Raw genomic sequence first — 18,906 nt, forward strand, 5'->3', positions numbered from 1 at the left:
CAGCTCTCCAAACTGGTCAACTCCCTCAAGGGCGTCTCCGCCCGCCTGCTGCGCAAGGAGTACGACGCGCACGTGCGCCGGTACCTGTGGGGCGGGCACTTCTGGTCCGGCTCCTACTTCGCCGGAAGCTGCGGCGGGGCGCCCCTGACCGTCGTACAGCAGTACATCGAGCGGCAAAAACGCCCAACGGGCTGAGGTCAACAGTACAGACCCGTGCTTCGGCGCGGGTCACACCTGTTTTGAGAAGGCCTTCACCATCCAGCCTGAAGGCCGGAGCACTGACCAAGATCAAAGGTAGACCTGCTGCTCGGCGGACAAGCATGGGACAGACGTCGCCTGGATGGTTCCCGTCACGAAGCACGAGGAGGGATAGGTGAAGGGACGTTGCGGTTCGGGTGACGCCTGCACTGCCGAGCCGTCATCAGCGAAGACCAGCGGGTGAAGGTCGATCTCCCGTCCGTCCGGAGCCGTCATGACGAATCGGATGGGTCTCCAGTTCAGGCTCTCCACGAAACCCGCCGCGGAGAGGGCCGTCAGCACGGCGGCTTCGTGGTCTTGCCTGGGCATCAGGTCCAGGTCGCGATGGTCGCGGGTCTGTTCCCCGATCAGAGCATCGATTCCCCATCCGCCACCGACCCAGACGTCCCCCTTCGCTCGCTGCAGCAGAGCCAGGACGAACAACACGTCATCAGCTGTCATCACCCGACGCAGGCTAGAAGCGTCAGCGTCGGGCAGCGAACGATTTCCTTCGCATCAGACAACAGGCCCGTCGAGGGCGTCCTCGCTGCTGTGCCTGGTCGGCGTGCTCAGGACAGGCGTGCGCGGCAGGGAGCCGGGGTGCGGGCCGAACTGTCCGGCGAGGGTGTCCAGGACCTGTCCGAGCGTGTCGGCCTGGGCCGGGGTGGTGGCGGTCGGGTGGGCCCCGTTGGTGTCGGTGGAGGTCTGGCCGAGGCGTTCGGCGTGCATGAGCAGCGTGCGCCGGGCGTGGTCGGCCCGGATCACTTCGAGCATACGTCGGCGCCTGCCGGGGCCAGGGGCAGACGTGGATGAGGGTGCGTCGGTAGGAGGCGGTGAGCCAGGGGGCGTGGCGGCGTGCCGCATGCCGGCGGGTGTGTCGATGGTCAGGATCGGGCTGGTCATGGGCTGCGACTCCTCAGGACTCGACCGGTGGGCTGAGGGGCGTGCCGCTACACGCTGGGGGGAGGGGATGGCGGGGGCTGGCCTGACGTGATGTCAGTGCCCCGCGCGACACTGGCTTTCTCGCCGATCAGCAGGGGGCCAGTGTGGCGTTCAGGGCCGTGCACGCCGAGTGGGGGACCGTTTTCGCGCATCTGCCCGACCTCGGCTGCGAACGCAGCTGGGAAGCTGTCTGGAAGGCCCGGCCGCCCGCGCGGATCACTTGCGTGGAGTGTCAGCATCCGATGTACGCAAAGACCTCTCGCAGCGGCTTACGGTTCTTCGCTCATGCCCCGCACGCCCCCGACTGCGAGATCGCCCGGCAGGGCGAGTCCGAGGCCCACCACCTCCTCAAACTCGAACTCGCCAGCGCGGCCCGGGATGCCGGCGCTCACGCCGAACTGGAGGTCCGGGCACCTGACGGTTCGTGGCGGGCCCACGTACTGGCCACCGACCCGGGCGGCGGCTGGGCGATGGCGCTGGAGGCCCAGCTCGCCCCGATCACCGCGGCCGACATCACTGCCCGCACCGAGAAGATGCGCGAGCACGACGTCGCCTCGATCTGGTTCAGCGACCGACCCCGCCCGCCCTGGCTCGGCACCGTCCCCTCCGTCCGCCTGGAACAGCCAGAGGGCGCCGGGCACTTGACCGTCGCCGAGGGCCTGGTGAAGTTCACCGGACGCGGCTGGAATGCCGTCCCGGCCTCCCTCACCCAGCTCCTCACCTGGGCGTTCACCCACCGGATCGTCACGCACACCCCGCGCACTGCGCTGCGGTACCCACAGCGGCCGCTCGCCACGGTGTGGACGGCGCCGCAGTACATCACGGCCGAGACGGATCACCTGGAGGACGAGGAGCGAGAGCGGCGCGTCCGCGAAGCCCGTCTGGCCGCGTTGCAACGGGAGAAGGAGAACAAGCGCGAGAAGATCCGTGCCAGGAACAAGGTCACCCGGGCCAAAGCCCTGGCCGAGGCCACCGCCGCGGAGCAGGCGGCCCGTACCCAACTCCCCGGCAGGCTCTGGCAGGTGGCCCGCGTCTTCCGCCTCGGCGTCGACCAGGCCCTGGCCAAGCTCGCCGACGAACATGACGTCAGCGCGACCGTGGGCTTCAGCACCGGCGATCCCCGCTATGCCGGCGGGGTCCCCCTTGTCGACGAGCACGGTGTCCCGGCCGCCGTCTTCGACCCCGACCCCGGGCGCGTACGCGGGGAGGCATTCCTGCTCTTGGCCGGACTCCTGCTGATCTTCCCCAGGAAGGCCAACCAGCGCCGGTTCGAGAACGCGTCGAACATCAAGAAGAAGCACCGGCCGATCGACGGCTACCGCACCGAATACGTCGAGACGCCCGTGACCGGGGCCGCCCGCGCCGGGGGAGGCCGCTCCTGCACCTGTGCCACTCCGCGGCTCGTCGCGAAGATCCACAACGCGGAGTACCCCGCCGAACCGAGCGAGCAGATGGGGCCGGCCACCGCCCTCTTCCGAGCCCAATGCAGGGCGTGTGGCGGCAAGTACGAGAAGGCGTGGCGCCGGACAGGCAGCACACCCACCAGCCAGACAAGTTGTCCAGAAACCTGAAAACCCTCCCAGGAAGCTACTACTGAATTTGAACTCGGGTTGTCGTAGCTGCTGACAGGTCCGGCCGGCACATCGGCGATGTGGGTGTAGTAGCCGCCCATCATGTCGTTGGGGGCCCGCATGAAGATCTGGGCGCCGTACACCTTGGGCGTGTCCGCGGCCGGGTCGTGCGGGTTGTACCGGGTGACATGTGCGTCGAAGGCCGCGCGGACGAGGGTGCCTTCTGGGGCACCGAAGTCCATGCCGTACTGCTCGTACCAGTGCGGTGGCTGATGGCCGCCGACGTTCGGCCCGCCGAGGTCGGTGGCACCGGTCCCCGGTTGGAACGGGCCGGACATGTCGAGGGTGAACGCGGTCATGATGCCGTGCCTCTCATTCTGTTCGCCGGTGAACCTGTCCCGTTGCTGTCGGCGTGCTGGTCAGCACCGGACACGATGAGGCCCGTGCGGAGAGCCGAGGGGCAAGCGCGGGCCGGGTGCCGGGGTCGTCGGACGTGAGCAGAGGGGTTCCCCGGACACCGAACACGTCTGACAGGTCCAGCAGGGTCGGTTCGTGGCGCAGCCCTTGGGACTCCGCGTCGGGGGCGGGCAGGTGATGCGCTCGCGAGGACCGTGTGGCGCACCTGTCGCCGCGGTCCCATGAAGGCCAGGGCACGCTGGGCGTTGCCGGACAGGGCGGCATGATCGGTGCCCAGTTCCAGAGGGAAGTCGCGGAGAAGTTTCAGCCGAGGAGAGGACGTCACTTTGATCGCCTCGCGTGGGCAGTTTGGCGAGGGGGTGCCTCCCGCGGGCGTTTCGCCGAGTCGAGGGCGCTTTCGTCGCTTCGACTGCCGTCCATCACGACGCACCAGCCGACGACGCGTGTCGCCTGTTCATCCTCTGCCTCCTGTTCACGCCCTGCAACTGCGCGGGGAGGCGGCGACGTCCTTGGCGAACTCGTTCCACCGGCCGTCCCGGGGCGGCTGGGGGAGCATCTCCTTCCAGTCCAGGTCGTCGGACTCCTCCAGGTTGTCCGCCGCAGCCTGGCGGACCATGTCGAAGGTGAGGGGTCCGGGCGGGCATCCGAGGTGTTCGTGAAGTCGTGTCCATGTGCGTGCCATGCGCGGCAGCGTAGAGGGCGTTTCGAGTCCTGTCAGAGACGTTTTCCCTTGCGGTGGCGGGCGGTGATTCGCACCCGAGGTAGCCGATTCGGGGGCGCTACTGAACTTGAACTCGTGATGTCGGGTTCCTCGCGGGCTGACGTGCGTCAGATGTGGGCCCTGACTTGCTGCACCGGATGTCCGAGTGCGTCCCCGATGGCGGTCAGTTCCTCGTCGCTGAACCAGGCACGCTCTGGGTTCCAGATGGCGATCTCGAATCGGGCAAAGCCACAGGGCCAGTCGTACTCCAGCGCGTCCAGCGAGGTCGCGGCGCCGCAGCAGGGGACCACCACGGCAAGGGTCGCGAAGCCGTCGTCGCAGTGAGCTTCGAGTAGGTCGGCCCACCACTCGGTGTCGATCGACGCGCCGCATTGGGGGCAGTCGATCTTCTGCAGATTCTGACCACAGTCGACGACGGTGAGTGCGTCGTGCCAGGTGACGTCAATCTCGACGTCGACGCCGTCGGGGAGCCCGGGGGCCAGGTCCTCCACGAGCGACGCAGCACGCTCAGCCGCGGCCGGCTCAGGCTGCCAGTGCGGGTCGGTCGGAATGACAGAGAGGACATCGTCACTCACGGGCTCACTCGATTCGTCAGGCGAAACCTCATCCGGGTGACGCGATGTTACCGAGCACGCATTCGGGTGACAGGTTCCCCAGGCGGGTCACGCCTCGAAGGCCAGGCCGGTGCCGATGAGACAGCCGTCGAGCAGCTGGGGCCGGTACTGAATCATCTTGAGCTTGCGCTTCACAGTCCGGGTGAGCTGACCCAGGTCGGCGGCTGCGAGGTTGCCCAGGTCGTGCTTGACCATGGACCACACGCCTTCCTGCGGGTTCAGGTCCGGGGCGTAGGCAGGCAGCTGGAACACCGTGAGCCAGTCGGTGTTGGCTGCGAAGAACTCGCGCAGGTCTGCGGTCAGGTGAATGCGGACGTTGTCCCAGACCAGCACGATCGGACCACCGAGTTGGATCCGGGCGCGAACCAGCAGGGCACGAAAGTCCCGGGAGCCGAAACCCTTCGGCTGGTCCTTGCGCCCGCGGTATTCGCGGACTGCGTAGATCAGCCGCGATCGTTCGCCGGCCTTGTAGCAGGTCATGCCCACCATGGACACCCGGCCCGAGCCCCGGCCTCTGACTCGCACCACCGGCGTCCGGCCGATTCGGCCCCATGTCCTCGCACGCAGCGGCGTCAGCGACTGGCCGGCCTCGTCCTCGAAGACGATCCAACCATTGCAGGCCGCCGCGGCACTCTTACCCGCGGCCAGACCTCTTTCTTCCACAGCTCGACCGCGTCGTCATCGCGCTCGATCGCGCGACGCGCGGGCTGCTGCCACGACCAGCCGTGCCGCTTGAGCAGGCGCCACGTGCCCTCCACCGTGTACGAGATGTGGAAGAGCCGACCGATCAGCTTCTTGACCCGCGCCAAGGTCCACCGCTGGTCAGCCCAGCCGTGTGCAAGCGGTCCACGCTCCAACTCCCTTTCCAGCCTGGCGACCTGGGCATCGCTGAGCCTCGGACGGCCGGGCGACCCCTTCGAGGCGACACCGGCCGCCCCACCCTCACGCCACTGCCGCCGCCACCGTTCCACCGATCTTTCAGACACCCGCAGAGCACCAGCGATGACCTGGTTCCTGTCCCCGGCTTCGAACCGAGCCACAGCATCCAGCCGTACCCGCTCCCGGGCTGCCCTCTGCGCGTCGGTCAAGCCGCCGCCCTGCGCGTACCTCACAGTGACAGCAGTACAGCGCAGCGAGCTCAACGCTCAGCCGAACGACCCGACATCACCCAATCAAGTTCAGTACTGGGTTGGCGGATTCGCGTGATCGTCGCAACGTTGCAGGTCTCATGGTGTCAGAGCGGCAGCGAATGCGAGGGCGGGGGTTTGCCAACCCAGTGTCTTTCGGGGTCGGTTATTGAGTCTGGACTCGATCTCTCGGAGGTCCTCCGGGGTGTGCAGGGACAGGTTCGTGCGCTTGGGCAGGTACTGGCGGATCAGTCCGTTCATGTTCTCGTTGGTGCCGCGCTGCCAGGGGCTGCCGGGGCGGGCGAAGAAGACGCCGTCGGTGAAGTGCGGCGCGAGTTCGTGGTGGCGGGCCATCTCTGAACCCTGGTCCCAGGTCAGGGTCCGTCGGGCGTGCGCCGGCAGCGTGGTGAAGGCTGCGATGAGTGCGTCGCGGAGCTGGTCGGCGGAGTGCCCGTCGCGCAGGGCGACCAGGCGGAGGTAGCGGGTACGCCGGTCGACGAGCGTGGCCACCGCGGACTGGCTGCGAGATCCGACGATCAAGTCTCCTTCCCAGTCGCCGAGGCGGGTCCGCAGCTCGACGATCGGCGGCCGGCGGTCGATGAGGACGGTCGGAGCCACGAACCGGGCGGCTCGCTGGTCAGAGCGGCGGCGTCTCTTTCGCAAGGGGCGTCCGGTGCGAAGTTTCCTGGTCAACGTCCTACTCAAACCGCCTCTGGCGCCCTGGTAGAGGCCCCGGTAGATGGTTTCGTGGCACAGATGCCGCTCGGGGCGTTCGGGCCACAGAGTGCGTAGGTGGGCGGCGATCTGCTCGGGGCTCCACTCCAGGATCAGTTTGGCCTGGACTTCCGCTTTCAGCTCCGGGTCCGCGGCGAGCTTGACGCGGCGTGGTCGTCCGTTGCGTTCGAGGGAGCGGTGGTGGGCCAGGTCGGCGTCGTAGACGCCGTTGTCGTGCGGGAGGCTGTTGCGGCGCAGTTCGCGGCTGACTGTCGATGCCGACCGCCCGAGCCGTTCGGCTATCTCCCGGACTCCCAGGCCGCGTTCACGCAGGGTGGCGATCTGTTTGCGCTCCAGCAGCGACAGGTAACGGCCCGAACGAGAAGCCTCCGGCAGCGACCGCGGCGGCACCCCACCGCTCTCGGCTCGCCACCGGTATCCGGTCTTCCGGCCGATGCCCAGCTGCTTGCACGCTTCGACAGTGCCCACACCGGACTCCAGCAGGCGCCAGTACTCGGCTTCGAGTTCCAGCCTGCGCTTCTTGCCCCGCCTCGCCATCAACACACCTCTAGTTGATCAAGGAATGTTGCGACAAGTGTTAGAACCCAAGGATCCGGAGGGGGTCAGATTTCAGGGAGCGTTGACAGCGGGATCGAGTTAGAGCAGGGCGATTTCGATGGCGAGGGCGCCGAGGGCTTCTTTCTCGGGTGGGTAGATGGCGCGGATGTTGGTCAGTTGCTGGTCGCGGGTGGCCGACGGGTTGATGTTGGTTGGTCCTTCGCCGTCGAGTAGGGCGGCGAAGTCGGCGTACTCGGTGACCTTGATGACTTTGACGTCGCAGGTTTCGTCGGTGCCTTTGATGCGGAAGCGGATGGTGTCGCCGGTGGTGAGGTCGGCGAGGTGGGGGTATTTCACTCGTACTTCGATGGTCTTGGTGCCTGCGGCGACGAGGTCGAAGTATTGGCGGTAGAGGTTGAGTTCGCGGACGTGGGCGGTGGTGTCGGTCATGGGGCGGAAATGCTCCTGGGTGCTGGGGCGGTCATCATGCGGCCGATCTCGGCTGCGGAGTACGAGCGGAAGAAGTGGCGGGGGTCGGACAGCATCGTTTCGGTCAGGGCCAGCAGTCGGTCGGCGTATTGGGTGACGCTGCCGGGCCATTGCCGGGTGTCGAGCATCCAGGCCGCGGCACCTGTCGGCAAGGTGGTGTGTCCTTCACGGATCAGGGATTTGGAGAGTTTGGCGCCGGTGTCGGTGACGACCTGGGGGCAGAAGAGGCGGGCGGGAAGCTGGGCGCGGGTGAGGCCGACGGCTTGGAGCGCCTCGTCGATGAGGAGGGAGCCGAAGATCCAGTCGCCGCCCTTGACCATGACGTGCAAGGTGCCACCCTCCTGCGGGTTGGTCAGAGCGAGTTCCTTGACGAGGTTGCGGTACAGCGTGGCCAGGTCGAGGTAGGCGCCGGCGGTGGGTGTGATGGCGGCCTGGTAGGGGCCGTGGTGCAGGCAGACGGCGGCGACGGTGGCCAGGTCGCGGTCGGTGAGGTGCACAGCCGTGCGTTCGGCGTGTTTCTCGGCCCAACCGCATCCCGCCTGCGGGCAGGGAACGCGCAGGTGCGGGGTTCCGGTGGACGGGGCGAGCCACCAGCGGGTGGCGTCGAGGCGGGGCAGGAGCCGTAGCCAGGTGCGGCGGAAGTGCTCGCCGGACTGCTGCTGGCTGTAGGTCTCGATGCGGTAGGGGATGCCCAGGCGCCGGGACAGGGTCGTGAACAGGGGCTGGTAGAGGGCGTCGACGAGGTCGGTCAGGGCTTGTTCGTCGACGGCTTGGGCGTAGGCGCGCTGGTATCGGTGGCCGCTGATCGGGTCGGTGGCCTGCTGGTAGGGGGCGTTGTCGAGGGCGCTGAAGAGGACTTCGGTGCGGATGCCGAAGCGGTCGTTCAGGCGGGTGGCCATGGCGAAGGCCAGGGACTGGACGAGGGATGTGCCGAGGTGCGGTGCGCCGTTGATCTGGGTGCCGACGACGAGGACGATTCGGGTCGGCGGGGTGGCCAGGATGCGGGGAGTCAGGACGTCTTCGGTGCGCAGCAGGGCGTTGGCGAGCACCGTGTTGGGTGAGACGGGCTGAGGTGTCATGGGTGTCACGGGGGTCCCCCTTGGGTGTGGGGCGGGATGGGTCCTAGCGGCAGGCGCCGGACGGGGCTTTGTGGCAGGCGGCTGTGAGGCACGCTTGCTGGAGCGCGGCGCGCAGAGCTTCGGGGCCGGTGAGCGTGTCGTCGTCGGGGAGCTCGCACCATCCGCCGAACCAGTCGTCCATTACCTCCAGGCCCGGAGCCACGAGCCAGGAGTTGCTGGAGAGATGCCGGACCGGCAGGCCGTCCCAGCCGCTGTCGGCGGTGGTGGTCTGGATGGCGTAGTAGAGGCGCTTGTTGGGACCGTCGTAGAGAACCGGGCCGACGAGCGCGTCGCTGGCGCGGAGACGGGCGAGAGCCAGGAACCCGATTTCCGCGGGCGTTCGCACGAGGTCCCAGCCGTCGCCAACGCGCAGCAGGCGCAGTCCGGGAATGTCGCCGATCGTCGGGGCCCGGCGCAGCGCGTCTCGTACGGACATCAGGTACCTTCCGGCTGGGTGAGACGCATACAGGACGCGCCGCTTGCCGCCTGCTTGGTGGAGCGGACTGCGATCAGGCGGGCGCCGGTGGCCGTTATCCGCCGCTTGCGCTCGGCAGCGACGGGCCTGGGGCCGAGGTGGCTGAGCACCGGCACCACGGCGCCGTAGATGTCCGGGAGTGTGAGGGCGTCCAAGAGGCCGATGAAGGCGGGGGAGTGGAGGGCGACGGCCTGCTCGCGGTCGGTGAAGATGCCGCACAGGGTCAGTTCGTGGCTACGGCAGTACTCGGCGAGGCAGCTGGTGAGCGCCGTGTGGCGGGCCGCGTTGCCGGTGTGACGTAGGTAGCCGAAGACGAGCGGGCCGGTGACCGGGCGGCGTTCGGTGAGGGGTTCGTCGTCCATGACCTAGAGCGTCGGCTGTCGCCAACGGCTTTGAAATGACCTGCTGTTGTACTTCCGTTGCACTTCGCGCCCCGCACCGTCACCGAGAGTGCTTCGATACGTGTGGGAAGGAGGTCAGCCGTGGTCAGCGTGCAGCAGTGGAGTGGCCAGGAGGCGAGTGCCCTGCGTGCCGCGCTGCGCATGAGCACCCGCGCCTTCGCCGACCACCTCGGCGTGGCCCTGCGCACGGTGGCCAAGTGGGAGAGTTTGGGCGCCGCAACACATCCCCGGCCCGATACGCAGGCCATCCTCGACACCGCGCTCGCCCGCGCCGACTCGGCCGCCCACGCCCGGCTTGAGGCGCTGCTGTTCCCGGAGCGGAAGAGTGCGCGGCCGGCGGATTACGAGACATGGACCGAGGACATCGAGCGCGCTGTCGTCTGCGTGAGTCGCCAGAACTTCCCCTTCGCCTCGACGCTGCTGAATCGCTGGCTGGGCCGCCACGATCCGCACGATCTCGACGACAAGGGCCTGTACCTGTACGGGCGTTCCCTGGTGCTGTTGGGCGATGTACAGCGCGACCAGGGAGCGATCCTGGGTCCGCTCTCCGCTCGCCAGTCCTATCTGACCGCCCGCGGCATGTTCGGTGAACTCGACATCCCGCGCCGGGTGGCCCAGATCGAACTGTCCCTCGCCGTGGTGCTGGAGATGTCCGGCGAGCTGGAGGTTTCCGCCCGCCGCTACGAGCAGCTCGCCCGGGACGAACGCCTGAGCCGCCGGGACAGGGCCCGTGCCCGCTTGTGGGTGGGTACAGCCTTGAGCAAGGGGGGCGACAACGAGTACGCCACCGAGGTCATGGCGGCCGCAACCTGCGAGTTCGAGGCCCTGGGCGAGCCGGAGGACTGGGCCGTGGCCCACCAGAAGCTGGCCCTGGCCCACCGCGGCGCAGGTCACCTGGACCAGGCCCTGCACTACATCGACACCGCGCGGACCACCGGCACGGTCGACTCTCCGATGCAGCGCGTGCGCTTGGACACCGCCTACGGGCACATCCTTCTGTCGGATGCGGCGACCCGCAATGATGGGCTGTCCGTCCTCGACAAGGCGGCGCAGGTGGCCGGGCAGTTCGGGCTGAGCCACCAGCTGCGCAGCATCGAGGGCATCCGAAAGGACACGCGAGGATGAGCCAGGGAGTGCCAGTGCCGCAGCACCAGCAGCGCCAGATCACCGACGAGCAGTTCCACGACGCGACACGGATCTGGAACTACCACCAGATGGGCCACGAGCTGCGGCCCTGTTCGGCGGCGATCGGGCTCGGCAGCCACGACCTGGGCGTGGCGACGGCAGCGGCCGACCTCTACCGTGCCGGGCTGTTCCCCATCGTGGTGTTCAGCGGCGGCAACAGCCCCACCACCCGGGCCCGCTTCCCGCGAGGCGAGGCCGTCCACTACCGCGAACACGCCCTGCGGCTGGGAGTGCCGGACGAGGCGATCCTCGTCGAGCCGAGAGCCGGCAACACCGGCCAGAACATCACCTTCTCGAGGGAGTTGCTGGCCGAGACCGGCATCGAAGCCATGTCGCTGCTGCTGATCTCCAAGCCGTACATGGAGCGCCGCAGCTACGTCACCTGCCGCAAGCTGTGGCCCGAGGCCGACGTCGTCTGCGCCTCCGAGCCACTGGAGCTGGACGACTACATCAAGTCCATCGGCGACGAAAAGCTCGTCGTCGACATGCTCGTCGGCGACCTGCAGCGGGTGATCGAGTACCCGAAGCTCGGCTTCGCCGTCGAGCAGGACGTACCGGGGGATGTCCATGACGCCTACGAGCGCCTCCTGCGGGCCGGCTTCGACAGCCGCCTCATCGGCACCTGACCCACCACGCGGCGGGGTGTGCGCGATCCACCAGCCAAACCTCTTCCCGAGACTTTCCACGCTGGCCAAGCTGTACGCCGCCGACCGGTGGATCGTCCTGGACGATGTCCAGTTCGCCCGCCGCGACTACCAGCACCGCGCCCGCCTCGCCGCCCTGGACGAGCCCGCACACCAGCAGTGGCTCACCCTCCCCACGCATCTGCCTCACAGGCGCTCGACGTTGATCCGGCAGGCACGCCTCGTGAACCCCCAGCGCTCACGCCGGACGGTTCAGCTGCTCGTGCGCCAGTACTACGGCCAAAGCCCCCATTGGAAAGCCGTGTCCGACGTCCTCGACACGGTCCTGGACACACTCGACACCTCCGACCGCATCGCCGAGGTCGCAAGGACATCGGCGACCGCCCTCCTCGCGGTCTTGGGTTGGTCGGGCGACGTGCTGGACAGCAGCGAAATCCCGAGCCGGCCAGGACGCTCCGAACGCCTGGCAGACCTCGTGGCAGCCACCCGCAGCACCCACTACCTGTGCGGCACCGGCGGCCTCAGGTACCTCGACACGGATCCGTTCAACGCCCAAGGCATCGCGGTCCTGTCTTTCCGCACCCCTGGAGGCGAACAGCTTTGGCACTGGGCACGCCGAGCGAGCAGCCTCTGGGCCCTGAGCGCGATCGGCCCGGATGAGCTCGCGAACCAACTGGCTGCTCAGCGAGAAGCCCATCTCCTTTGACGTCTACATCATCGGGTGCCGGCCGAGTCCAGGTGTCGCGGTATTCCCGACCCCAACTCCGCAGGCTGGTAGCCCAGTTGCCCGGCTGCGAAGTGGGTAGTGAGGTGTTTACAGCTCGGTCCAGGGGCGGGGTTCGCCTCCGGTCAGTGGAACCCATACCGGTGCGGACGGGCCGTGGTTTTCGATGTCTTCCAGGATGGTGGCGCCCAGTGGTGTTTCTCGGGCGAGGGTGGCGACGAGGGGGTGTTGGGCGGTCATGGCCTGCAGGTCGCTGATGCGGTGTTCCAGTCGTGTTCGGGCGGCGCCGGTGAGGACGAACAGGACGCGGGGGAAGACGGGATACCAGCGCAGCCATGCCGGGCCGCTGGTGGCGGTTCGGCGGCGGCCGAGGGGCTGGGTTTCGTGGTGGAACAGCCTGGCGTAGTCGATCAGTTTCACCGCGAGGCGCTCGCTGCTCATGGTGGTGCGGTCGACTTCCACGAACGCGCGGAGTTTTCGCCGGTGTTGGCCTTCGATGGCTGTGTAGTGCAGGACGGCGTCGGCGACGAGACGTTCGCCTTCGCCGATGGAGTGAGCCACCTCGGGGGTCCAGTCCCATGGCCCGTGCTCGTGTCCGAGTCGGCGGGCGTCTTCTGCGAAGGGCAGGTGGGCGCGGACGACGCACAAGGTGTGCGGTGTCTTGAGGGAGGCCGCAGTAGCCGAGGTGATGGGGTAGGGAGGCCGTCCCCGCAAGAGAGGGAGGTCACGGGTCAGCCGTACCCCGTCGGGGGTGAGGTACCAGGCGTGCGTCCGCGATCGGTCCGCTTGCTGCAGCGGGGTGAGGTCGACCAGTTCGGCGGAGCGCAGTTTGTTCAGGACGCGGGAGATGAGTTGGCGGGGGCTGTTGGGGCGCAGCATCTGCCGCAGCTGCCCGGTGGTGGCCATGCGGTGCAGGGCGAGCGCGGTCAGGACCTGCAGGCGCAGGGGTTCAGAAGAGCTGGGGGCCGGTTCGGGGGCCGAAGCACCTGAAGGGGAACGGGTCATAGCAGCAGACAACCCCCCGACCCTGACCATGACCCCGACCACGGGACCCTGACCAAGGTCACGGCTCAGCAACGGCCTTGTGGTCAGGGGCATGGTCGGGCCGACCAGCGGCGAGCTGTCCATGCCAGCCGGCCGGAGGAAGGTGATGGCCGGTCCCCAGAAGCGTCTGCTGCTGCGGGGCGTGGAGGCGAAGCCATGCCATGTCGGCTCTCGTGCGACACCCGGCCCGCAAGGGGCCAACTCCCCACACCGTTTACCGTGTTCACGGGGCGATGAGCGAGGTCCGCTCACCACCAGGTATCTACTTCCTGGACCGTTGGGCTGCCTGCTCGAGGATACGTCGGCGTGTCCAGCGTCGGCGCCCGTTTTGGCGTCCGGCGTTCTCGGCGATGCCGTCCGTGGTCTTGAGTAGCGGCAGGTTGCCCTGGGACAGACTGCTGGAGAAGGAGCTGAGGCTCTTGTAGCCGAGCAGGGCGGCCGCCTCGCTTGCGCCCAGGAGCTCGTCCGGGTCGCCGTCGACGGGAACGTCGGGAAGGGGCGGTGCCGGCTTGGTTCCGGCTCGTCGTCCGCGGCCGGGCCGAGTCTGAAGCCAGTTCAGCAGTGTCTGCACGCGCCATTGCTGGCGGCGGTAGGGGTTGTCGGCGGTGCCGAGTTCTTCGACGACGTCCGGCTCGGGGAAGTAGCCGGGGTGGTCGCGGACGAAGGTGGTGACCTGGTTGGGGTTCTTGTAGCCGAGGAACCTGGAGGCCTCTGCCGCGTTGAGCAGTTCCTGCGGGTCGCGGGCGGGCGGCTTGTACCCGTGGAGGCGGGTCGGTGTGCGGTGGGCGAACCACTCGGTGACCTCCGCCTGGTCCCAGAGCCGGGCGCGGCCGCGGATGGCGACGGGTTCGGGAAACGTGTTGCCGGCTGTGTTCTGCTCACGGCTGGTGTACAGGCTGCTGATGCGGGCGGGTGTCAGGTCGTGTTCGGCCGCGATCTGGGCAGCGTCGGCCAGGCGAGGCTCACGATGCGAGGTCATGGCACAACCGTCCCTCGTGTCGGCAGTGCGCCGGCCAGCCCGGCTCACAAAAACAAATAATGGCAGAAGTCTGGGGGGTGGGTCCAGCCCGCGCCTCAAGGAGTTTCCCCGACGGCCGCCCTGGCGGGTGCTCCGTTTACCCCTCGGGGAGCAGGCAGATGCTGCGGCGCGCGGCAGCCTCGGCCATCTGCGTGTACGCCATCGCGGCCGGCGCCATCTCCCACTCAGCCAGCGCCAGCAGCAAGACGACCTCCTCGCGGTCCTGGGGGCTTCCCAGGGCATGCCGGCCGCCTCCGCGGCGGCCAAGAGTGGTGGTCGCAGGACAGTCTGCGAGGCCGGTCCGGCGTGATTCCATGCGCCCCTTCTGGCTCCTCCTATTGGTCCGGGCACGGGGGTGGGGATCCGTGAAACGACTTATGGATCCCCGAGTCACGAACGGCTGTTGTGCCGCAGTGGCTAGCCCGCGGTGAGATCGCCGGAGAGGCTGATCTCGACGGGGCGCCGGTACCGCTCCCCGGCCCTGGGCCCCGGGCGGGGTGCCGGCCGCGGTTTCGGCGACGGCGCGGCGGCCGCTGTCCTGCGCGTGTTGGCGGGCGGTGGGTTCGGGGGCCTGTTGTGCGGTCTCGGTGTGCAGCGGGTACAGCCGTCTGGTGATGTCGCGGGCCATGTGCGGGGCGTTGCGGGCGGTGAGCCCGGTCGATGGTGCGGTCATTGTGGTTTCGTCCGGCAGGGCGGCGTGGATTGTCAGGCGGTCGGGGCGGCGGTCGTCGGGCTGGGTCAGGCGCAGGACGCGGCTGTCGCCGTCGGTGATGAGTCGTCCCAGACCGTGGTGGTGGTCGGTCAGTTCGGCTGTCCGGTCGTGTGTGCCCAGCTCCCGTGCCAGGTCGTCGGCGGACGCGTCGAGCTGCTCCTGCGTGGTCAACTCGCGTGTCATGGGGTTGTGTTCACTCTTCGGGACGGCTGGTGGGTGCGTGGTCGGCGCGGGGCTCTTCGTGTCCTGGTCGCAGAGCTCGGTGTCCCGGCGGGCGTCGTGGGTGGTGTAACCGGTGTCGCACCAGGGGCGGCACGGCTGGCCTGGGGGTGCGCCGCATGTCTCGCACCGGTCGTCGAAGTCTTCCGGCGCTTCGGCCGAAGCGGGCCGCTCACGGCTTCAGTTCCCGGATGTGGTCGGCCAGGGGGCAGGTTGGGCATGCGGCTGATGAGCATGCCGAAGTGGCGTCCGGCAGGACGACCTGCCCAGTCTTCACACCCTCGCCGCCGGCATCGATCGCGATCTCGATGCCGTCATGGTCGGATTGACCCTGCCCTGGAGCTCGATGCGGTCGAGGGGTCGACCGGATCAAGATGCTCAGGCGCCAGGTGTTCGGGCGTGCTGGCTTCGCCCTTCTGCGGAAGCGCGTCCTGCTCGCACAGTGATCGCAGTGTCAGCGGCTGGTGCGAAGATCCGGGCGGCACCTACACGAGGAGATCAACATGGGCACCTGGGACATTGGCCCCTTCGACAACGACTCGGCCGCGGACTTCGCCGGCGATCTCGACGACGCGAAACCCGAGGAACGCGAGGCACTGATCCGTGGCGTCCTGACGCGCACCGTCGACGCCACAGGCTGGCTCAGCGAAGCAGGAGAAGCGGTGGCGGCAGCCGCGCTGATTGCGGCGCAATGTCCTGGCGGCGCCCCGATCGACACACCTTACGGACCTGAGGAGCCCATGCCCGCCTTCCCTGACGATCTGCGGATGCTCGCGGACACGGCTCTCGCTCGCATCATCAGTGACCAGGCCGGTGCAGCCTCGACTTGGGTGGACCCGGAAGACGGCAAGCAGTGGCGAGCCAACCTCAATCGCCTTCGCGTAGTTCTTGCTCCGCCACCACCGTCCATCCCGCTGTTCGATGTCGAGAGGTGACACAGTAGTCACCTTCCACAGCAGCCGAGCCAGAACCTGGGGACGAGTAGCAGATGTTCATGACTGCGGGAGGTGCCCGCGTCGTGGATTCGGACGCTGCTTGTGTATCGCCCCGCGGCGTGAGTTGTTGGGCGGGCCGTGTCGAAGTCGCGCGTTGTGGTTGGGGTGCGGGCGGGCCGGCCTAGATGACGGGAAGGCCCTCGGGCAGGGCCGGGCGGCGAGGCCTCGAGAGCCACGAGAAGGCAGCCGACTGATAGCCACACCCAGCACCCCCGGGCGCCCCAACCGTCTACGCACTGATGGCTGGCTAGACCGGGCGCGACGTCGTCTTCGGGAAGCTCCGCGACGTCTCCTTCCACCAAGACGCCTTCGCTCTTTGATCTAAGTTGAAGGAGCGCTTGCAGCGCGAAGACCTGCCGGTCTGGTCCAACAGCCCATTCGCGCATGCCGGAAAACACGACTTCTGGAACCGTGTGACTGCAACGCTCCGCATCCCCGGCCGAGTTCTGTCATCCTGACCTTCCGTGCTGGCAGGGGAGGCGAGGGCATGGCGGGGGACGCGACGGAGTCCATGGCGAAGGCCCGTCAGCGCATCCTTGCCAGCGACCGCGTACTGCAATTGCGGGAAACCCGTCACAGAGCTGAGGAACTGGGCGCCCATGGTTTGGTGCGGGAGGTAGACGAACTCCTGCGCCTGGCGGTGAAGGGCGAGGACCCACTGGCACTCGCTCTGGAGCACATATTGCAAGCGGTCCTGGACGCCGCCGCAGAGACGGCGCGCTACGCGGACACCGGCTCCATCGAGGTCGCTACGCTCGGCTACGACGTCAACTCCGCCCTGCTGGCTAGGACGCTGCCCTTCGATGACAAGTCCAAATTAATCGTGGTGAGCGACGCCTTGTGGTCCATGTGTGACATGCTGGCCAGGATTTGGGCCCTCAACCTGTCTCCTCGGCAGAGCCAGGTAGCCCCGCTCGGGTACCTCGGGCTGACGGCCGAGCGCCGCGCCCGCGAGCCGTGGCAAGACCCAACTATCCAATCCTCTGTTGCGCTTCTCCGATGGCACGGCCTTCATCAGCGCTACCACAGCGTCCCGGCCAAACTCCGGGTACTTCTCGAGGAACGCTATCGCCGCCTCGTCGACCGCTTCAACCTCGTGTCCGGGGCGTTCATCGTTGCACACGAGGTGGGCCATATCGTCTTGGGGCATCCCCTCGGCCCCAGCGATGCCGCCGACACCCGCAGCATCCGGTTCGGTCCGGAAATGGAGCACGAGGCCGACGACTTCGCCACGGCCGTCCTAGACCGGATGGTCTCTGACACCATGCAGGCTGGCCGCACCGGAGCGCTCATCGCCCTCCTGGCGCTGGAGTCCGAGGAGAGCTTCTCGTTCATCCGTCCGCAGAAGACGCACCCGCCCGTGACGGAGCGGGTCGAACGGACCCTCGCGGGGATGGGCGGCTTCCAGAGATCCGGATTGGCTGGGTTCGCGCGGCCTCTTGTCAGGGCCTGCGAGGGGGCGAGTGACCTCCGACGTGCGATCCCGGATGAGTGGTGGGGCGGGCTAATGACCAACTCCCGGGTAAGCATCCAGGGACACGACTCCTCTCACTTCAAGATCATGAGCTTCAAGGACGACTTGGCCGGCGCGGCCCCCGAACGGTGGATGGAGCTGATCGGGGACAGTGTCGCCGAGAAGGGCCAGCCTGATGTTCGGCAGGGACTGCGCGCCATCTTTGCTGGGCAGGTGCGCTCGGGACTCGCCCAGTGGGGCGTGTCCCCTGCCGTCGCCGACGCTGTCGACGATCCGGAGCGCGCCTTTACGGCCTACTGGCTGCTGTCGCACATACAGGAGGCGACCGTTCTGGCCAGCGCGGAACCGACCTACCGGTTCGCCGTGTCTGCGGCCGTAGTGAACGCGATCGACTGCCACATCCGACAAGAACGCCGGTAATCAGCAAAAGGAGAAGTGGTGACCGTTCCTTTTAGTCAGTCGGACGACCCCGCGGTCAGGAGTGTAGAGAAGTACCTTGAGTGGGGTGAGGGACAGCTGTTCGCCGCTCTTGGAGCGGAGCTGGTGGGCGGCGGTCTCGGTCTCGGAAGCGAGGACCAGGACGCGAACGAGCGATTCGCCCGGAAGTGGTTCAGCCGCAACGTCGACGAACTCCGCAGCAAGATCTGCTTCACGCCCCAAGCGCAAGCGCTGATGGGAGCGAAGGGTGACCGGACGGCCGAGGCTGTCACTATCGCAGAGCTTCTCTCCGAGGCCACGAGCCTAGGTTCGCACCCGAGCATGCTCGTATCAGTCCTGATCACCCGCATGGGCCTCACGATGTTCTGCCGGGACGCCACTCCTCGTTGAGGCAGCCGGACCCTTCGGAGCGGTGCGGGTGGCGTTCGTAGTCGCGGGCGAGGCGTCGGTTGGGCATGAGCTAGCCGATGCTTGCGTTCGATGACGGAGAAGCCCTTGTCGGGACGGCCGAATGCGCGGGTGGGCGCGCTGCGTGCCCGGACGAGCGGCCGGTCGGCGTACCGGGTCGCGGTGATTGAGATCCGGTCCCACGCTGCGTTGCTGGCGGCGCGTACCGGTGCCGAGCAGGGGCGTTGCGGTTACCTCAGCCACGACGGCGCGGTACCCGTCGTCGACGGCCCGCAGACTCGCCCGGTGGCGGTCGGTGAGCAGGTTGACTGCCTCGGCGGCAAGGCGGTCGACGGCCTGAGGGTTCGGCGTGACGTCGTCCACCAGCCGGCTGGCGTCGTCGGACAGGGCGCCGAGCTCGGCGACCGCGGCGCGATGCCCGGTGTTGTATGCCTCGGCGACGAAATCGAACACTTCGAGCTGCGTCGCGCGCCCCAACTCATCGGCGACGGCCTGAGACGCGCGTCGTACGACCTGCACGGCCTCGAGCTTCCGCTCCACCCACCCGGGCGCGTCGAGGCCGCGGGCGAGCTGCCGGGCAATGATGCCCAACAGGCGCTCTTCGGCCTGCGCGTACAGGTCACGAGCGCCAAGGGCAAGTTCCTCCACCATGCCGGGTGAA

At 68.0% G+C, this 18,906-nt stretch carries 22 protein-coding genes and 1 pseudogene; 8 read left to right on the forward strand and 15 right to left on the reverse strand.

Going from position 1 to position 18,906, the window contains the following annotated elements; genetic code table 11:
• The coding region (tnpA, locus tag ACIHIX_RS46770; RefSeq protein ID WP_399966780.1) for an IS200/IS605 family transposase at positions 1–195 on the forward strand (195 nt) is incomplete at its 5' end.
• Between the two features lie 99 nt (positions 196–294).
• Here the strand turns inward: tnpA and ACIHIX_RS46775 are convergent.
• Together ACIHIX_RS46775 and ACIHIX_RS46780 are read right to left on the reverse strand one after the other, a co-directional pair.
• A pseudogene (locus ACIHIX_RS46775) lies at positions 295–699 on the reverse strand (nucleotidyltransferase domain-containing protein); the annotation flags it as partial.
• A gap of 54 nt (positions 700–753) precedes the next feature.
• Positions 754–1,011: a hypothetical protein gene (locus ACIHIX_RS46780; RefSeq protein WP_399966781.1), complete on the reverse strand. Its 258-nt coding sequence runs from the start codon at positions 1,009–1,011 to the stop codon at positions 754–756.
• A gap of 287 nt (positions 1,012–1,298) precedes the next feature.
• Between ACIHIX_RS46780 and ACIHIX_RS46785 the strand changes: the two genes are divergently transcribed.
• Positions 1,299–2,750 carry a competence protein CoiA family protein gene (locus ACIHIX_RS46785; RefSeq protein ID WP_399966821.1) on the forward strand — a complete coding sequence of 484 codons (1,452 nt, stop codon included), beginning with the start codon at positions 1,299–1,301 and terminating at the stop codon, positions 2,748–2,750.
• A gap of 889 nt (positions 2,751–3,639) precedes the next feature.
• Here ACIHIX_RS46785 and ACIHIX_RS46790 read toward each other — a convergent pair.
• The 9 genes from ACIHIX_RS46790 to ACIHIX_RS46830 form a co-directional block, all read right to left on the reverse strand.
• Complete coding sequence (locus ACIHIX_RS46790; RefSeq protein WP_399966782.1) at positions 3,640–3,849, reverse strand: hypothetical protein; 210 nt, start codon at positions 3,847–3,849, stop codon at positions 3,640–3,642.
• 146 nt (positions 3,850–3,995) lie between these two features.
• Positions 3,996–4,463 carry a hypothetical protein gene (locus ACIHIX_RS46795; RefSeq protein WP_399966783.1) on the reverse strand — a complete coding sequence of 156 codons (468 nt, stop codon included), beginning with the start codon at positions 4,461–4,463 and terminating at the stop codon, positions 3,996–3,998.
• Positions 4,464–4,550: 87 nt separating this feature from the next.
• Complete coding sequence (locus ACIHIX_RS46800; protein ID WP_399966822.1) at positions 4,551–5,108, reverse strand: transposase; 558 nt, start codon at positions 5,106–5,108, stop codon at positions 4,551–4,553.
• On the reverse strand, positions 5,075–5,614 hold the full coding sequence (locus ACIHIX_RS46805) for a winged helix-turn-helix domain-containing protein (RefSeq protein WP_399966784.1): 540 nt from the start codon (positions 5,612–5,614) through the stop codon (positions 5,075–5,077). The genes ACIHIX_RS46800 and ACIHIX_RS46805 overlap by 34 nt, the downstream gene beginning before the upstream one ends.
• A gap of 114 nt (positions 5,615–5,728) precedes the next feature.
• On the reverse strand, positions 5,729–6,901 hold the full coding sequence (locus ACIHIX_RS46810; protein WP_399966785.1) for an IS30 family transposase: 1,173 nt from the start codon (positions 6,899–6,901) through the stop codon (positions 5,729–5,731).
• Between the two features lie 99 nt (positions 6,902–7,000).
• Positions 7,001–7,351: an ASCH domain-containing protein gene (locus tag ACIHIX_RS46815; protein WP_399966786.1), complete on the reverse strand. Its 351-nt coding sequence runs from the start codon at positions 7,349–7,351 to the stop codon at positions 7,001–7,003.
• Entirely contained in the window at positions 7,348–8,469 is a 1,122-nt protein-coding gene (locus ACIHIX_RS46820; protein WP_399966787.1) for a hypothetical protein, read from the reverse strand. Before ACIHIX_RS46820 ends, ACIHIX_RS46815 begins: the two co-directional genes overlap by 4 nt.
• Before the next feature lie 43 nt (positions 8,470–8,512).
• Positions 8,513–8,944 carry a hypothetical protein gene (locus ACIHIX_RS46825; RefSeq protein ID WP_399966788.1) on the reverse strand — a complete coding sequence of 144 codons (432 nt, stop codon included), beginning with the start codon at positions 8,942–8,944 and terminating at the stop codon, positions 8,513–8,515.
• Entirely contained in the window at positions 8,944–9,345 is a 402-nt protein-coding gene (locus ACIHIX_RS46830; RefSeq protein WP_399966789.1) for a hypothetical protein, read from the reverse strand. The genes ACIHIX_RS46825 and ACIHIX_RS46830 overlap by 1 nt, the downstream gene beginning before the upstream one ends.
• A gap of 120 nt (positions 9,346–9,465) precedes the next feature.
• On the opposite strand from ACIHIX_RS46830, the gene ACIHIX_RS46835 reads away from it, so the two are divergent.
• From ACIHIX_RS46835 to ACIHIX_RS46845, 3 genes are read left to right on the forward strand one after another with little or no spacing between them, the layout of a single operon-like run.
• Positions 9,466–10,509 (forward strand): helix-turn-helix domain-containing protein, encoded by a 1,044-nt coding sequence (locus ACIHIX_RS46835; protein WP_399966790.1) that lies wholly within the window; start codon positions 9,466–9,468, stop codon positions 10,507–10,509.
• A complete protein-coding gene (locus tag ACIHIX_RS46840; protein WP_399966791.1) occupies positions 10,506–11,195 on the forward strand; it encodes a YdcF family protein in 690 nt (229 codons plus the stop codon). The genes ACIHIX_RS46835 and ACIHIX_RS46840 overlap by 4 nt, the downstream gene beginning before the upstream one ends.
• Before the next feature lie 16 nt (positions 11,196–11,211).
• Complete coding sequence (locus ACIHIX_RS46845) at positions 11,212–11,919, forward strand: WbqC family protein (protein WP_399966792.1); 708 nt, start codon at positions 11,212–11,214, stop codon at positions 11,917–11,919.
• A 108-nt stretch (positions 11,920–12,027) separates the two neighbouring features.
• Here ACIHIX_RS46845 and ACIHIX_RS46850 read toward each other — a convergent pair whose 3' ends face one another.
• From ACIHIX_RS46850 to ACIHIX_RS46860, 3 genes are all read right to left on the reverse strand, one after another.
• The gene (locus tag ACIHIX_RS46850) at positions 12,028–12,942 is read right to left on the reverse strand and encodes a replication-relaxation family protein (RefSeq protein ID WP_399966793.1); all 915 of its coding nucleotides are present in this window, start codon (positions 12,940–12,942) and stop codon (positions 12,028–12,030) included.
• A 301-nt stretch (positions 12,943–13,243) separates the two neighbouring features.
• Complete coding sequence (locus ACIHIX_RS46855) at positions 13,244–13,960, reverse strand: hypothetical protein (protein WP_399966794.1); 717 nt, start codon at positions 13,958–13,960, stop codon at positions 13,244–13,246.
• A gap of 136 nt (positions 13,961–14,096) precedes the next feature.
• Positions 14,097–14,882 carry a hypothetical protein gene (locus tag ACIHIX_RS46860; RefSeq protein WP_399966795.1) on the reverse strand — a complete coding sequence of 262 codons (786 nt, stop codon included), beginning with the start codon at positions 14,880–14,882 and terminating at the stop codon, positions 14,097–14,099.
• Positions 14,883–15,433: 551 nt separating this feature from the next.
• On the opposite strand from ACIHIX_RS46860, the gene ACIHIX_RS46865 reads away from it, so the two are divergent.
• The 3 genes from ACIHIX_RS46865 (at position 15,434) to ACIHIX_RS46875 (ending at position 18,227) form a co-directional block, all read left to right on the forward strand.
• Positions 15,434–15,865 carry a DUF4259 domain-containing protein gene (locus tag ACIHIX_RS46865; protein ID WP_399966796.1) on the forward strand — a complete coding sequence of 144 codons (432 nt, stop codon included), beginning with the start codon at positions 15,434–15,436 and terminating at the stop codon, positions 15,863–15,865.
• A 547-nt stretch (positions 15,866–16,412) separates the two neighbouring features.
• The gene (locus tag ACIHIX_RS46870) at positions 16,413–17,819 is read left to right on the forward strand and encodes a hypothetical protein (RefSeq protein WP_399966797.1); all 1,407 of its coding nucleotides are present in this window, start codon (positions 16,413–16,415) and stop codon (positions 17,817–17,819) included.
• An 18-nt stretch (positions 17,820–17,837) separates the two neighbouring features.
• A complete protein-coding gene (locus ACIHIX_RS46875; RefSeq protein ID WP_399966798.1) occupies positions 17,838–18,227 on the forward strand; it encodes a hypothetical protein in 390 nt (129 codons plus the stop codon).
• On the opposite strand, the gene ACIHIX_RS46880 is transcribed toward ACIHIX_RS46875, so the two are convergent.
• Positions 18,168–18,896 carry a phage minor capsid protein gene (locus tag ACIHIX_RS46880; protein WP_399966799.1) on the reverse strand — a complete coding sequence of 243 codons (729 nt, stop codon included), beginning with the start codon at positions 18,894–18,896 and terminating at the stop codon, positions 18,168–18,170. The genes ACIHIX_RS46875 and ACIHIX_RS46880 overlap by 60 nt on opposite strands.
• Between the last annotated feature and the right edge of the window lie 10 nt (positions 18,897–18,906).

Origin of the sequence: Streptomyces sp. NPDC051913 (assembly GCF_044593635.1) — a bacterium.
In the GTDB taxonomy this organism is placed as follows: domain Bacteria; phylum Actinomycetota; class Actinomycetes; order Streptomycetales; family Streptomycetaceae; genus Streptomyces.

Excerpts from the sequence above, each read along its gene's own strand:
- ACIHIX_RS46840 (WP_399966791.1), top strand. The coding sequence starts at position 10,506 with ATGAGCCAGGGAGTGCCAGTGCCGCAGCACCAGCAGCGCCAGATCACC.
- ACIHIX_RS46865 (WP_399966796.1), top strand. The coding sequence starts at position 15,434 with ATGGGCACCTGGGACATTGGCCCCTTCGACAACGACTCGGCCGCGGAC.
- ACIHIX_RS46815 (WP_399966786.1), bottom strand. The coding sequence starts at position 7,351 with ATGACCGACACCACCGCCCACGTCCGCGAACTCAACCTCTACCGCCAA.
- ACIHIX_RS46855 (WP_399966794.1), bottom strand. The coding sequence starts at position 13,960 with ATGACCTCGCATCGTGAGCCTCGCCTGGCCGACGCTGCCCAGATCGCG.
- ACIHIX_RS46790 (WP_399966782.1), bottom strand. The coding sequence starts at position 3,849 with ATGGCACGCACATGGACACGACTTCACGAACACCTCGGATGCCCGCCC.
- ACIHIX_RS46825 (WP_399966788.1), bottom strand. The coding sequence starts at position 8,944 with ATGTCCGTACGAGACGCGCTGCGCCGGGCCCCGACGATCGGCGACATT.
- ACIHIX_RS46870 (WP_399966797.1), top strand. The coding sequence starts at position 16,413 with ATGGCGGGGGACGCGACGGAGTCCATGGCGAAGGCCCGTCAGCGCATC.
- ACIHIX_RS46810 (WP_399966785.1), bottom strand. The coding sequence starts at position 6,901 with ATGGCGAGGCGGGGCAAGAAGCGCAGGCTGGAACTCGAAGCCGAGTAC.
- ACIHIX_RS46850 (WP_399966793.1), bottom strand. The coding sequence starts at position 12,942 with ATGACCCGTTCCCCTTCAGGTGCTTCGGCCCCCGAACCGGCCCCCAGC.
- ACIHIX_RS46820 (WP_399966787.1), bottom strand. The coding sequence starts at position 8,469 with ATGACACCTCAGCCCGTCTCACCCAACACGGTGCTCGCCAACGCCCTG.
- ACIHIX_RS46880 (WP_399966799.1), bottom strand. The coding sequence starts at position 18,896 with ATGGTGGAGGAACTTGCCCTTGGCGCTCGTGACCTGTACGCGCAGGCC.
- ACIHIX_RS46780 (WP_399966781.1), bottom strand. The coding sequence starts at position 1,011 with ATGCTCGAAGTGATCCGGGCCGACCACGCCCGGCGCACGCTGCTCATG.
- ACIHIX_RS46830 (WP_399966789.1), bottom strand. The coding sequence starts at position 9,345 with ATGGACGACGAACCCCTCACCGAACGCCGCCCGGTCACCGGCCCGCTC.